Here is a 14,432-nt window from a genome sequence, read left to right on the forward strand (position 1 = left end):
GCAGACACACCGGTTCAATGGTTGAATGGGCCGCACACGCGCATCATTGCGGCGCCCGCTTTCTTGCCGGCAACGCCCATCAGCAAAAGTCGCGACTCGTCGACTGCAATCCGCCGAGCAGATGCGACATATCGACAAGCCGATGCGCAACGAGATGCCGCACTTCGCCTTCGCATTGCCAGACGCCATACACTGCAAGCAGCGACGCGCCCAGCAGCTCCTTGCGCTGCGCTTCGACAAGCTTCGGCCATACGATCACATTGATATTGCCGGTTTCGTCCTCGATCGTGACGAAGATCACGCCTTTCGCGGTGCCCGGCTGCTGCCGCACCGTGACGATGCCGCAGCCGCGCGCGAGCCGGCCGTTGCGATACGTGTTGAGCGTCGCGGCCGGCATCAACCGGTGTTCGAGCAATTGCGGTCTGAGCAGCTCGAGCGGATGGCGGCCGAGCGTGAGGCCCGCGGACCGATAGTCCGCGACGATGTCCTGCGCTTCCGACGGCGCGCCCAGCGCGGGCGTTTCGTCCGTGACCGCGGTGCCCGCCAGCATGTCCTTGTCCGGCACCGCAGCCACCGACTGCCACAACGCCGCGCGACGATTGCCGGCGAGCGTCGCAAGCGCATTCGCATCGGCCAGCACATGCAGATCGCGACGGTCGAGCTGTGCGCGGTGCGCGAGATCGTGCACGCTGACGAATGGCCGCACCGCGCGTGAAATCTCGATGCGTTCCGCCGCGCCATCCTTCATTCCGCGCAGTAACGAGAGTCCGAGACGCACCGCGGGACGTGCTTCGCCTGCGAGTGTTTCGAGCGACGCATCCCAGCCGCTCACCATGACATCGACCGGCAACACCTTGACGCCATGACGCTTCGCGTCCTGTACGAGCTGCGACGGCGAATAAAAGCCCATCGGCTGACTGTTCAGCAACGCAGCGAGAAATGCCTCGGGCTCATGACACTTGAGCCAGCTGCTCGCGTAAACGAGCAACGCAAAGCTGGCGGCATGACTCTCCGGGAAACCGTACTCGCCGAACCCTTTGATCTGCTCGAAGATCGAGTCAGCGAAATCTTTTTCATAGCCACGCTCCAGCATGCCGCTGACGATGCGGTCATAGTATTTCTGCAGGCCGCCCTTGCGCTTCCAGGCCGCCATCGAGCGGCGCAGCTGATCGGCTTCGCCCGGCGTGAAGCCGGCCGCGATAATCGCCACCTGCATCACCTGCTCCTGGAAAATCGGCACGCCGCACGTGCGGCCGAGCGCGACTCTCAGCGCGTCGCTCGGATAGGTTTCAGGCTCGAGCTTTTGCCGCCGCCGCAGATACGGATGCACCGCCCCGCCCTGAATCGGCCCCGGCCGCACGATCGCGACTTCGATCACGAGGTCGTAGAACTCTCTGGGCTGCAGGCGCGGCAACATGCTCATCTGCGCACGCGATTCGATCTGGAACACACCGACCGTGTCGGCGCGCGAGATCATCCTGTATGTTTCCTTGTCTTCGGGCGGAATCGATTGCATTTCGAAGTCTTCGCCGCGCCGCTGCGCAACGAAATCGAGCGCGCGCCGAATTGCCGACAGCATGCCAAGCGCAAGCACATCGACCTTCAGCAGACCGAGCGATTCGAGATCGTCCTTGTCCCATTCGATCACCGACCGGTCCGCCATCGCCGCATTCTCGACCGGCACGAGCCGTGTCAGCTTGCCGCGGCTGATCACGAAACCGCCCGAATGCTGTGACAGATGCCGCGGAAAATTGAGCAGTTGCGATGCGAGTTTCGCCCACATCTGGATCAACGGCGTTTGCGGATCGAGGCCCGCCTCTTCGAAACGCTTCAGCAGATCGCTGCTCGAATCGAACCAGTGATGCGTCTTCGCCACCTTGTCGACGATCTGCGAATCGATGCCGAGCGCCTTGCCGGTCTCCCGCAGCGCACCGCGCGGCCGGTAGGTGGATACCGCAGCGGCGATCGCCGCGCGGTCGCGGCCATATTTGTTATAGATGTACTGAATGACTTCCTCGCGCCGCTGATGCTCGAAATCGACGTCGATATCCGGCGGCTCGCCGCGTTCTTTCGAAATGAAACGCTCGAACAGCATGTTGCCGCGTGCCGGGTCCACTTCGGTAATGCCGAGGCAGTAGCAAACCGCGGAGTTCGCCGCGGAACCGCGCCCCTGACACAGAATGTGCTGGCTGCGTGCGTAACGCACGATGTCGTACACCGTGAGGAAGTACGACTCGTAGTTCATATCCGCGATCAGCGCGAGTTCGTATTCGAGCTGTTGCTGCACTTCGTATGGAATCCCCGATGCAAAACGCCGATGCGCGCCCTTGTAGGTTTCCTGCCTCAAATACGTGGTCGGCGTGTAGCCCGCGGGCACGATCTCATCGGGATACTCATAACGAAGGCTATCGAGCGAGAACGTGCAGCGCGTGAGCAGGCTCATCGTCTCGCGCACCGTATGCTCGGGATAAAGATTCGCGATGCGCACACGCGAACGCAGATGCTGTTCCGCATTCGGCGCGAGATCGTAGCCGCATTCGCGCACCGGTTTGCCGGCACGAATCGCCGTCAAGGTGTCCTGCAACGGCTTGCGCGAGCGCACGTGCATCACGACATGACCAAGCGCGACGACCGGCACCCGCTGACGATCCGCCACATATTCAACCGAGCCGCGATGAATATCGTCCATTGCGCGCTGATGCAGCACGAGGCCCACCCATGCACGATCGGGAAACGTCTCATCGAGCCATGCGATTTGCGCATCGAGCGTTTCTTCTTTGGCCGGAAATTCCGGCACCAGAATCGCAAGACAGTCGGGCATGCCGCGCAGATGCGCGTGATCGCGATCGGGCCGCGACAGATCGTGCGGCGTCAAACGGTACTCGCCCTTTGGCGCACGCGTGCGCGCAAGCGTGATCAACTCGGACAGATTGCCGTATCCCTCGCGATTCTGCGCGAGCAGAATCAGCCCGAATGCGGGCGATCCGTCGGCATTGCGCAGTTGAAAATACGAGCCGATGACGAGCGGCAGATTCATTTCCTTCGCCGCGACATGTGCGCGAACGACGCCGGCAAGCGAGCATTCGTCGGTGATCGCGAGTCCTGAATAGCCCAGTTCCAATGCACGCTGCACCAGTTCCTCCGCATGCGATGCGCCGTGCAGGAACGTGAAATTCGAGAAGCAGAACAGCTCTGCATAGGCCGGCAATGTGTACGACACAGCGGACGGTTCGATGAAAGAGCCATCGGCGGACGGCGGCACGGCGGGCGGGACAATGGTCGAGGCCATGGTGCGTTGTGTTCCCGTTGTGTTCCGTCAGCCGAACAGGCCATGCAGGAACCAGCGCTGTTCCTCATCAGCGGCTGTACGGCTGCCGACACGCTCGAGGTATATCCAGTAACAGCTGAGATCCTCTGCCTGCATGACGTAGTAATCGCGCGTCACGAAGCCGTTGTCGAACCAGCCGGCTTCGATCCGCTCGGCCGGAGACACCTTGCGCAGCGGCGAACCGTAGAACGGACGGTTCTCGCGCATCAGGAGCCGCACCGGCGTTTCCAGCAGCCATGTCGGGCGCGGCAAGCCCTGCGGCAAAACGATTTTCTTCTCCTGATCGGCGACCGGCACCCAGCGGTTCGCAATTTCAGGCCGATAATCGGCCGTCGGTGCGGAACGCAACACGTTTTCCGGGCCGAGACGCGCGATCAGCAATTCGAGCAGACGCGCGTGGTCTTCCAGCGTGCCGCCCGGCTCCGGGAAAAGATTGTCGTTGGCCTGTTTCGCCGATGCGATTTTCGTCGCATCGAGCCGCAACGCAATGGCGGCCGCTGGCAGTTCCGCGCGATGCAGACGCTCTTTCACGAGCCGCAACAAGTGCTCCTCGCGCCATGCCGGTTCGCCGAGCGCAATGTCGATCAGCGTCGGCTCGAGCGCCTGTCTACCCCGCTCGTGTTCGAAAGTGAGCGTCAATGCGGCGGCCGCGAGTTGCTTCGCACATAGCCAGCCACATAGTTGTACGAGCAACCGGTGCGCGGCAAATACCGCACCGTCCGCATGCTCAAGACGATCAGGTAACTCGATGCGCGCGGAAAAAGTGGGCGGCAATTCGAGCCAGTCGAACAGCTCGGGCGCAACGCCGAATGCACGATCGAGCGAGTCGAGCAGATGCTCGCCGCAACGACGCTGCAAGCCCGCGCGCGGCAGACGACGCACATCGGCAATCGATTCGCAGCCGAGCCCCGTGAACCAGTCGGCAAACGGACGGATCTCCGGCACCGCATGCATCGGCAATGGCGCGAGCGAGCGCTCGAGCGAACTGATTTGCAGCACTCTGCGATTGCCGTGCTTCGCGAGCAACCACGCGCCCTGGCCGGTCGGCGCCGCGCTGATGCGCGCGGTCAGGCCGAACGTATCGAGCAACGCCTTCGCCTGTCGGCACAGCGACAGCACGCCGCCGAAAAGCCGTAGGCTCGCACCGACTTCGACAATAACCGTCGCCTCGTCGAGCAAGGCGACATCCGGTGAGAACTTCATCAGTGCGATGCCGACTTCTTGCTGCACGGCGCTTTCGCGTGCGATGTCGCGGTCGTATAAACGCGTCTGCGGCGCGAGCGTGTGCACGCCTGCCCGCTTCATGCCAGGACGCACACCGGCCGCGCGGGCCGCGCGATCGACGATGACCACCACGCCCTTCTCCAGCACGGCACAGCCATGCTCCGCACCGGCCGCCGCGCCCTCACGCAGCCACTTCGGCTGGAAGACTTCGAGGGGCAGCTTCGGCAAATGAACGGCGAGAAAGACGCGCATGACGGGAATACAGAACAGGTGTGGGTTGCAGGGAAATCGACAGAGGCTGCGCGCGCGTGGGACCTCGTCGTTTCACTATGTCGACCATCAGGCCTTCCGCAGCCGGTCGTAAGGCCAGCCGTAACGGAGCCGGCGATGAGCCTTGTGCGGCCGTAAGCGGCCGGACCATGATGAACAGCGTCTCGGATGATTGAGCAGCCAGATGCAAACGCCGCAACGACGATGCTTTTACGTGCTGCACCCACAGCAGGACTGCGCCGCAACTGCCGGCCTGAAGCATCTGCTCGGCTGACCATAATGCGTCGGTGATCTTCGTCGCCTTGATCTGCAACAGCCGGTCGAGCGACAGACCGATGTAGTTCAGACCCGGCCCGTCCGGTATATGCGGCGGCTTGATCAGCGCGATGGGTCGATCATTGAGCAGACTGAGCGCGGGCCGCAGAAGCCGCATTTCGCCGACACCCGGCTGCTCCACCATCAGATCGACGAGTTCACCGAGTGGCCACCCGCCACCGGGCAATTCGGTGGACAGGACCGGATAACCCGTGTCGACCGTCTTCCCACGCCCGTGCGCAAGCTGCGACGCTCGCCAGAGCGCCGGATGAATCTCTTCGGCAGGGATAGCGACGGGGGACATTGGTCGTAGGAAAAACCTGTATATTTATACAGTATCCTACACGCAATTCAGCACTCTGAACTGGCACTTTTTGAGATGCGCGAAACGAGATTCAGCTGAAGTAAGACGCGAAGTGAGACGCGAAGTAAGACGATTAGCCAGCTTTCAGGCTCAGTTGAGATAATCACTGAAAGCGGTTAGTTGAAGAATTGAAGGGCCGGCTTAGGAAGAACTTGATGGGGCGATGGACAGCACACCGCATATCGGGAATTCGATACTCACAGAGTGCTAATCGGTTTCAGCCGGCAGTAAACGCATCAACCCCGCTTTTGAGGGCGGGGTTGGTGTTTTCAACTGAGGGGGAGCCTGACGATTACCTACTTTCACACGGGCAATCCGCACTATCATCGGCGTGGAGTCGTTTCACGGTCCTGTTCGGGATGGGAAGGGGTGGGACCGACTCGCTATGGTCATCAGGCATGACGGGTTGTCCTGCTGCGCGCGGGCAGCCGGACCAATCGGGAAGAAGCGTGGTGTAGCAGGGGGTGGGTTGTGTTGTCTGGCACAACGCGGCTCACTCGACCGTGTGTCTGCGCTGCCCCCTGACGGGGGTGGGGTCCTGGTAGATGCTGGAGCATTAACCATGACCGCAAAACACACCGGTTATAGGATCAAGCCTTACGGGCAATTAGTATCAGTTAGCTTAACGCATTACTGCGCTTCCACACCTGACCTATCAACGTCCTGGTCTTGAACGACCCTTCAAGGGGCTCGAAGCCCCGGGGATATCTCATCTCAAGGCGAGTTTCCCGCTTAGATGCTTTCAGCGGTTATCTCTTCCGAACATAGCTACCCGGCGATGCGACTGGCGTCACAACCGGTACACCAGAGGTTCGTCCACTCCGGTCCTCTCGTACTAGGAGCAGGTCCCTTCAAATATCCAGCGCCCACGGCAGATAGGGACCAAACTGTCTCACGACGTTTTAAACCCAGCTCACGTACCTCTTTAAATGGCGAACAGCCATACCCTTGGGACCGGCTACAGCCCCAGGATGAGATGAGCCGACATCGAGGTGCCAAACACCGCCGTCGATATGAACTCTTGGGCGGTATCAGCCTGTTATCCCCAGAGTACCTTTTATCCGTTGAGCGATGGCCCTTCCATACAGAACCACCGGATCACTATGACCTGCTTTCGCACCTGTTCGACTTGTCAGTCTCACAGTCAAGCACGCTTATGCCATTGCACTATCAGCACGATTTCCGACCGTACCTAGCGTACCTTCGTACTCCTCCGTTACACTTTGGGAGGAGACCGCCCCAGTCAAACTGCCTGCCATGCACTGTCCCCGAACCCGCTTCAGGGTCCAAGGTTAGAACCTCAAACAGATCAGGGTGGTATTTCAAGGACGGCTCCACTGAAACTGGCGTTCCAGCTTCGTAGCCTCCCACCTATCCTACACAGACCGGTTCAAAGTCCAATGCAAAGCTGCAGTAAAGGTTCATGGGGTCTTTCCGTCTAGCCGCGGGGAGATTGCATCATCACAAACACTTCAACTTCGCTGAGTCCCGGGAGGAGACAGTGTGGCCATCGTTACGCCATTCGTGCAGGTCGGAACTTACCCGACAAGGAATTTCGCTACCTTAGGACCGTTATAGTTACGGCCGCCGTTTACCGGGACTTCAATCAGGAGCTTGCACCCCATCATTTAATCTTCCGGCACCGGGCAGGCGTCACACCCTATACGTCCACTTTCGTGTTTGCAGAGTGCTGTGTTTTTATTAAACAGTCGCAGCCACCAGTTTATTGCAACCCCTTCACCCTCTGCGCGCAGGCGCATCAAGCTACAAGGGCGTACCTTATCCCGAAGTTACGGTACCAGTTTGCCGAGTTCCTTCTCCCGGGTTCTCTCAAGCGCCTTAGAATACTCATCTCGCCCACCTGTGTCGGTTTGCGGTACGGTCAATGTGAAACTGAAGCTTAGAGGCTTTTCCTGGAACCCCTTCCAGTTGCTTCGCTCCCGAAGGAGCTCGCGCCACGCCCTTGAATTACGTGCCCGGATTTGCCAGAGCACCTTCTCCAACGCAGCGACCGGGACTTCCAACACCCGGACAACCTTCCGCGATCCGTCCCCCCATCGCATTTCACACTGGTGCAGGAATATTGACCTGCTTCCCATCAGCTACGCATTTCTGCCTCGCCTTAGGGGCCGACTCACCCTACGCCGATGAACGTTGCGTAGGAAACCTTGGGCTTACGGCGAGGGGGCCTTTCACCCCCTTTATCGCTACTCATGTCAGCATTCGCACTTCCGATACCTCCAGCACACTTTCCAGTGCACCTTCGCAGGCTTACGGAACGCTCTCCTACCATGCGCGCTTGCGCGCGCATCCGCAGCTTCGGTATATGGCTTAGCCCCGTTACATCTTCCGCGCAGGACGACTCGATCAGTGAGCTATTACGCTTTCTTTAAAGGGTGGCTGCTTCTAAGCCAACCTCCTGACTGTTTTAGCCTTCCCACTTCGTTTCCCACTTAGCCATATTTGGGGACCTTAGCTGGCGGTCTGGGTTGTTTCCCTCTTGACACCGGACGTTAGCACCCGATGTCTGTCTCCCGTGATTGCACTCTTCGGTATTCGGAGTTTGCTATGGCGAAGTAATCCGCAATGGACCCTTCAACCATGACAGTGCTCTACCCCCGAAGGTGAGACACGAGGCACTACCTAAATAGTTTTCGGAGAGAACCAGCTATTTCCAGATTTGTTTAGCCTTTCACCCCTATCCACAGCTCATCCCCTAGTTTTTCAACACTAGTGGGTTCGGACCTCCAGCACGTGTTACCGTGCCTTCATCCTGGCCATGGATAGATCATCTGGTTTCGGGTCTACACCCAGCGACTGATTCGCCCTGTTCGGACTCGCTTTCGCTACGCCTGCCCTAATCGGTTAAGCTCGCCACTGAATGTAAGTCGCTGACCCATTATACAAAAGGTACGCCGTCACCCGTTTCCAGGCTCCGACTGTTTGTATGCATGCGGTTTCAGGATCTGTTTCACTCCCCTCCCGGGGTTCTTTTCGCCTTTCCCTCACGGTACTGGTTCACTATCGGTCGATCACGAGTATTTAGCCTTGGAGGATGGTCCCCCCATCTTCAGACAGGATTTCACGTGTCCCGCCCTACTTGTCGTACACCTAGTTCTTCCACACTGCTTTCGCCTACGGGGCTATCACCCGCTATGGCCGCACTTTCCAGAGCGTTCGGCTAACAGTACAGATAAAGAGTACAGGCTGCTCCCATTTCGCTCGCCACTACTCTGGGAATCTCGGTTGATTTCTGTTCCTGCGGCTACTTAGATGTTTCAGTTCGCCGCGTTCGCTTCACATGGCCTATGTATTCAGCCACGGATACTCCATTCGGAGTGGGTTTCCCCATTCGGACATCTTCGGATCAATGCTCGTTTGCCAGCTCCCCGAAGCTTTTCGCAGGCTACCGCGTCCTTCATCGCCTGTGATCGCCAAGGCATCCACCACATGCACTTGTTCGCTTGACCCTATAACGGGTGTGTCTCCACGGACTTGCGTCCCTTCGACCACACGCACTACAGGCTGAGTTTTAGCGTGTCGCTGCCCGTTAGTGCTTTAGCACTTACAGGCAGCCCACACACTTGCGTGTTGTGCCGTATTCCAAGCGCCCTCTCATCGAGGACCCTAAAAAATACTTCGATACAATCACAACCCTGACCAATCTACTCACGCCCATCTCACAGACGCTTTCATTGATCTCTACTACTGCTTCTTCCTGATTGTTAAAGAACGACAGCCGATATGCCTTACCGCTTCATACCAGAGCTGACTGGCGCAATTGCCAATGCGTAATACCCGGCTCACCTGCTGACCGGACACTAGGCACTGGTAATTGGTGGAGGATGACGGGATCGAACCGACGACCCCCTGCTTGCAAAGCAGGTGCTCTCCCAGCTGAGCTAATCCCCCGCACGACAACTTTCAAGGGATCTGCTCTCCACCTTCCGCCCCCTTCGGGGGTGGGGCTTCCGTAAGCGCCAAAGCGCCAACGGCAGCCGACATGGTGGGTCTGGCTGGATTCGAACCAGCGACCCCCGCCTTATCAAGACGGTGCTCTAACCGACTGAGCTACAGACCCCTTCAGCCTGTCCTTCAATGCACAGCCGACAAGTGTGAGTGCTCAACTTTGAGCGCTTAAGCTCTGGAAAGGAGGTGATCCAGCCGCACCTTCCGATACGGCTACCTTGTTACGACTTCACCCCAGTCATGAATCCTACCGTGGTGACCGTCCTCCTTGCGGTTAGACTAGCCACTTCTGGTAAAACCCACTCCCATGGTGTGACGGGCGGTGTGTACAAGACCCGGGAACGTATTCACCGCGGCATGCTGATCCGCGATTACTAGCGATTCCAGCTTCACGCAGTCGAGTTGCAGACTGCGATCCGGACTACGATCGGTTTTCTGGGATTGGCTCCACCTCGCGGCTTGGCAACCCTCTGTTCCGACCATTGTATGACGTGTGAAGCCCTACCCATAAGGGCCATGAGGACTTGACGTCATCCCCACCTTCCTCCGGTTTGTCACCGGCAGTCTCCCTGGAGTGCTCTTGCGTAGCAACCAGGGACAAGGGTTGCGCTCGTTGCGGGACTTAACCCAACATCTCACGACACGAGCTGACGACAGCCATGCAGCACCTGTGTGACGGCTCCCTTTCGGGCACCCTCAACTCTCATCGAGGTTCCGTCCATGTCAAGGGTAGGTAAGGTTTTTCGCGTTGCATCGAATTAATCCACATCATCCACCGCTTGTGCGGGTCCCCGTCAATTCCTTTGAGTTTTAATCTTGCGACCGTACTCCCCAGGCGGTCAACTTCACGCGTTAGCTACGTTACCAAGCCAATGAAGGCCCGACAACCAGTTGACATCGTTTAGGGCGTGGACTACCAGGGTATCTAATCCTGTTTGCTCCCCACGCTTTCGTGCATGAGCGTCAGTATTGGCCCAGGGGGCTGCCTTCGCCATCGGTGTTCCTCCACATCTCTACGCATTTCACTGCTACACGTGGAATTCCACCCCCCTCTGCCATACTCCAGCAATGCAGTCACCAATGCAGTTCCCAGGTTAAGCCCGGGGATTTCACATCGGTCTTACATCACCGCCTGCGCACGCTTTACGCCCAGTAATTCCGATTAACGCTCGCACCCTACGTATTACCGCGGCTGCTGGCACGTAGTTAGCCGGTGCTTATTCTTCCGGTACCGTCATCCTCCATCCATATTAGGGACGAAGTTTTCTTTCCGGACAAAAGTGCTTTACAACCCGAAGGCCTTCTTCACACACGCGGCATTGCTGGATCAGGGTTGCCCCCATTGTCCAAAATTCCCCACTGCTGCCTCCCGTAGGAGTCTGGGCCGTGTCTCAGTCCCAGTGTGGCTGGTCGTCCTCTCAGACCAGCTACGGATCGTCGCCTTGGTGGGCCTTTACCCCACCAACTAGCTAATCCGCCATCGGCCGCTCCTTGAGCGCGAGGCCTTGCGGTCCCCCGCTTTCATCCTCAGATCGTATGCGGTATTAATCCGGCTTTCGCCGGGCTATCCCCCACTCCAGGACACGTTCCGATGTATTACTCACCCGTTCGCCACTCGCCGCCAGGGTTGCCCCCGCGCTGCCGTCCGACTTGCATGTGTAAGGCATGCCGCCAGCGTTCAATCTGAGCCAGGATCAAACTCTTCAGTTCAATGCCTGTTACTGTTTTCGGTTCATGTTTTTCGCAGTTTCCTGCGATGAACCGGTCGCTCACTCAACGTACTGACAGTTCGGCCTCCATCTCTGGAGACCCTTCAATACTGTGTGAGACACTTGATACTTTCGCTATCCGATAACCCCGAGAGGTCATCGTGCGCCGCCATCAAGCACCCACACTTATCGGCTGTGAATTGTTAAAGATCGATTCACGAATCGGGCTTCCCTTCCGGCGCATTCCACTGAACCGCCACCGCCTTCTTCGTGTCTGCCGCTCGCTGCAGCAGAGAAGCGAGATTATGCAGACTCCCACTCACATCGTCAACAGGTTTTTAACTTCGCCTAACCCGCCCGACGCCGCGAAAGCCCCGCCATTGCTGGCGATCCCGCTCACTTCCTCTTTCCGCGCTTTCTTCAACTGCGCCTCACAAAGACGCTGTCCGAAGCGCGAAAGACCGCGATTCTAGCTACTCGCCACAGCACGCGCAAGTGGCAAAGCGCGCTTTATTTTTCGGGAGCCTTTTCGACCTCGCGAGAAGCACCTTGCGCATCTGCTGCAACGATAGCCGATTCGCTCACGACAGCTCCCCGCGCGAGCGCCGAACCGACGGTCCAGTCGCGCAACACCGTATAGGCAACCGCCAGCAAGGTCGGCCCGATAAACACACCGAGAAAACCGAATGCAAACGCGCCGCCGAGAATCCCGAGCATCACGAGAATCAACGGCATGTCGCTGCTCTTGCCGATCAGGATCGGCTTGACCACGTTATCGGACATGCCGACAACCACGACGCCCCAGATGATCAGGAAAATCGCCCACCCGGTCTCGCCGCCGTGATATAGCCAGATCGCGGCCGGCAGCCAGACCACGACTGGGCCGCCCGGTATCACCGATAGAAAGAACGTCGCGAGCCCGAGCAGCGCGGGCGCCGGAACGCCGGAGATCCAGCAGCCGAACCCCGCCAGCACCCCCTGCACGAGCGCGGTGCCGAGAATGCCGTAGACCACGCCCTTCACCGTGCTGCCCGCGAGCGCGAGCAGATAGTCGGCGCGTTCGCCGGCCACGCGCCGCATGCCGGCGTTGAGCCATGCAGCCGCACCCTCGCCGCCCGTATAGAAAAAGAACGCGAGAATGATGCTGAGCGCGAGCAAGCCGAGACCATGCGTGACCGCGAGCGCGGCCGCGAGAATCCACTTGCCGGCCGGCGCGGCCAGCGTGCGCAATTGCGCGGCCATCTCGGAGCTGCTGCTCGTCACACGCTCCCAGAACGCTTCGATATTCGTGCCGACGAGCGGAATATGCGCGACCCATGGCGGCAGATCGGGCAGCCCTCCATCGAAAACGCGCTGCACGAACGCCGTGATGTCGCGTGCATGCGCGCCGAACGCGAAACCCGCATACACAAACGGGCCGAGCACGACGACCAGGATCATCAGCACCATCAGCGTCGCGGCCCACTTGCGCCGCCCGCCGAGCACCGCGGCCAGTCTGCAGTACAGCCCCCATGAGCTGAAGCTCAGAATCGCGCCCCACAGCAGCGCGGTCGTGAAAGGCGCGAGTACGAGCAGTGAGCCGCCGACAAGGATGATCAGCGCGAACACGGCCGCGAGTCGCTCGATAAGCTGGTCCGATTTCACCATGAGGCTCTCCCTATGCCAGAGCACGGCGACAGTCGTCGTTGCAACACAAAGCTCGCCCAGTCAGTATAGGAGAGCGTTACGGCACGCATTTTCGCGCGACGTTCCACCCCTGCGGTCGGCTTGAATCGACTGCTTCGCAATGCAGACCTCCAGCAGCCTTGTGTGCATCCCGGACATATCGCGCGATAGAAAGGACTAGAATATATGGTTCTCTGCACACAACCTTCGGATTTATGCGCTCGCGAATAGCCAAACGCCTCCCTCCCGATGCCGACAAGCTGGTCGGTCTGTCGCTTGCCCTATTCGCATCGGGCAGCCGCACTGAAGACCGTTTCTGGGAAGCGAAACTCGACGCCATGCTTGCGAAGATCGTTCGCAACGGCAATCAGACCACGCTCGACGCCGCTCTCGACCATCTGCAGCAGAATCACCCGGACGCATACGGCGCGCTCGCCGACATGGCCGAGACGCATAGCGAGTCGCTCGTCGTCGAGCATGAGGGCGCGACCTACGAAGCGTTGCTGATCGCGGCGCCCGTGCTCGCGTGGACCCGCTACGCGATCCCGTCCGGCACGTTGAAAGGCGACGCGTCCGACGCATTGCGCGCGCATCTGCAGGCGCATGTGCTGGCGGCCGACACACGTGTGGCGATGGCACCGTTTCTCTACAGCATCGACCAGTTGCCGCGCCATCACGTCGAAACATGGCGGCTCGCGCAGCAACTTGCGCAGGCCGCGATGAGCGGCGGCAACGCGAAGATCAACTTCGGCGAGCTGCCGGAAACTTCGCCCATTCTCGCGGACCCGCGTTTTCTGCTCGCGGTGGTCGCCGCACCGGTCGGCGCACCGGTGTTCCGCTGGCAGGAGGAAGAGCACGGCACGCGCATCGAGCGCGGTCAGTGTCTCGAGCAATGGGCTGCTCAGGGCGGTGCCAACCTGTCGGTCGTGCTGCCGGGCTGCGAATTCGAATGCCTGCTGCCCGATGCGTACTACTCGGCATGCCGCGACGCGGACGAACGGGTGCGCCCGCATACGGTTCGCACGGCGGTGCGGTATCTCTTCGACACGATCGGCACGGCGCCGCAGGAACTGCGCGCCGTGGTCGCCGGCTTCGGCGAGCGGCGCATCGACGAATATCGGATCGGCTTTACGCGGCGCGGCAGCAACGACGTGATCTACGGCGTCGTATGGCCGCTTTATGGGCGCGAGAACGGCGATCCGGGCATCGATGAGGAACCGCAGGAGCCCGGTGCGGAAGAAGGCCCGCTCGAAGAAATCGTCGCGCTGCTGAAGGAAACGGGCATCACCGAAATTCGCCGCCATGCAGGGCGCTTCGAACCCGAATATTGCGACGACTGCGGCGTGCCGCTGTATGCCGATCCGCTCGGCGAAATCGTTCATGCAGAAATGCCTGAAGACGCGGAGCCAGCACAGCCGCATTTCCACTGACTGCTCACACTGTTCTTAAGAACACGTCTCCAAACTCGAAAAAGCCCCGCCCAGCGCGGGGCTTTTTCAATTTTTGTGCGCTGATCCTATGCCTATCGGACAGGCGGTCATCCGTTAAGGAATTTGTCATTATCGGATTGGTGGGTGACGCATCGCCG

At 59.5% G+C, this 14,432-nt stretch carries 5 protein-coding genes, 2 tRNA genes and 3 rRNA genes; 1 reads left to right on the forward strand and 9 read right to left on the reverse strand.

All coding sequences use genetic code 11. From position 1 onward, the window contains the following. Window positions 1-79: 79 nt before the first annotated feature. From BTO02_RS14165 to BTO02_RS14205, 9 genes are all read right to left on the reverse strand, one after another. Window positions 80-3,289 carry an error-prone DNA polymerase gene (locus BTO02_RS14165; RefSeq protein ID WP_083615122.1) on the reverse strand — a complete coding sequence of 1,070 codons (3,210 nt, stop codon included), beginning with the start codon at window positions 3,287-3,289 and terminating at the stop codon, window positions 80-82. Window positions 3,290-3,316: 27 nt separating this feature from the next. Beyond that, on the reverse strand, window positions 3,317-4,804 hold the full coding sequence (locus BTO02_RS14170) for a Y-family DNA polymerase (RefSeq protein WP_083615123.1): 1,488 nt from the start codon (window positions 4,802-4,804) through the stop codon (window positions 3,317-3,319). Next, entirely contained in the window at window positions 4,734-5,441 is a 708-nt protein-coding gene (imuA, locus tag BTO02_RS14175; protein WP_075157574.1) for a translesion DNA synthesis-associated protein ImuA, read from the reverse strand. The genes BTO02_RS14170 and imuA overlap by 71 nt, the downstream gene beginning before the upstream one ends. A gap of 343 nt (window positions 5,442-5,784) precedes the next feature. Next, window positions 5,785-5,898 (reverse strand): 5S ribosomal RNA (rrf, locus tag BTO02_RS14180). Window positions 5,899-6,087: 189 nt separating this feature from the next. Continuing rightward, window positions 6,088-8,971: ribosomal RNA gene (locus tag BTO02_RS14185) — 23S ribosomal RNA — on the reverse strand. 366 nt (window positions 8,972-9,337) lie between these two features. Next, window positions 9,338-9,413, reverse strand: a tRNA-Ala gene (locus BTO02_RS14190). A 92-nt stretch (window positions 9,414-9,505) separates the two neighbouring features. Beyond that, window positions 9,506-9,582: transfer RNA gene (locus BTO02_RS14195), tRNA-Ile, on the reverse strand. 67 nt (window positions 9,583-9,649) lie between these two features. Continuing rightward, a 16S ribosomal RNA gene (locus BTO02_RS14200) occupies window positions 9,650-11,180 on the reverse strand. Together the 16S, 23S and 5S rRNA genes with 2 tRNA genes alongside form the textbook arrangement of a ribosomal RNA operon. Before the next feature lie 509 nt (window positions 11,181-11,689). Further along, window positions 11,690-12,826, reverse strand: a complete 1,137-nt coding sequence (locus tag BTO02_RS14205; RefSeq protein ID WP_075157575.1) for an AI-2E family transporter — start codon at window positions 12,824-12,826, stop codon at window positions 11,690-11,692. Between the two features lie 233 nt (window positions 12,827-13,059). On the opposite strand from BTO02_RS14205, the gene BTO02_RS14210 reads away from it, so the two are divergent. After that, window positions 13,060-14,274, forward strand: coding sequence for a DUF2863 family protein (locus BTO02_RS14210; RefSeq protein WP_075157576.1), 1,215 nt, complete (start codon window positions 13,060-13,062; stop codon window positions 14,272-14,274). Window positions 14,275-14,432 lie beyond the last annotated feature (158 nt).

The sequence above is a fragment of the Paraburkholderia sp. SOS3 genome (genome assembly GCF_001922345.1).
In the GTDB taxonomy this organism is placed as follows: domain Bacteria; phylum Pseudomonadota; class Gammaproteobacteria; order Burkholderiales; family Burkholderiaceae; genus Paraburkholderia.

What these genes read in the sequence shown, in the direction of transcription:
- BTO02_RS14165 (WP_083615122.1), bottom strand. Translation starts at nt 3,289, where the DNA reads ATGGCCTCGACCATTGTCCCGCCCGCCGTGCCGCCGTCCGCCGATGGC.
- BTO02_RS14170 (WP_083615123.1), bottom strand. Translation starts at nt 4,804, where the DNA reads ATGCGCGTCTTTCTCGCCGTTCATTTGCCGAAGCTGCCCCTCGAAGTC.
- imuA (WP_075157574.1), bottom strand. Translation starts at nt 5,441, where the DNA reads ATGTCCCCCGTCGCTATCCCTGCCGAAGAGATTCATCCGGCGCTCTGG.
- BTO02_RS14205 (WP_075157575.1), bottom strand. Translation starts at nt 12,826, where the DNA reads ATGGTGAAATCGGACCAGCTTATCGAGCGACTCGCGGCCGTGTTCGCG.
- BTO02_RS14210 (WP_075157576.1), top strand. Translation starts at nt 13,060, where the DNA reads ATGCGCTCGCGAATAGCCAAACGCCTCCCTCCCGATGCCGACAAGCTG.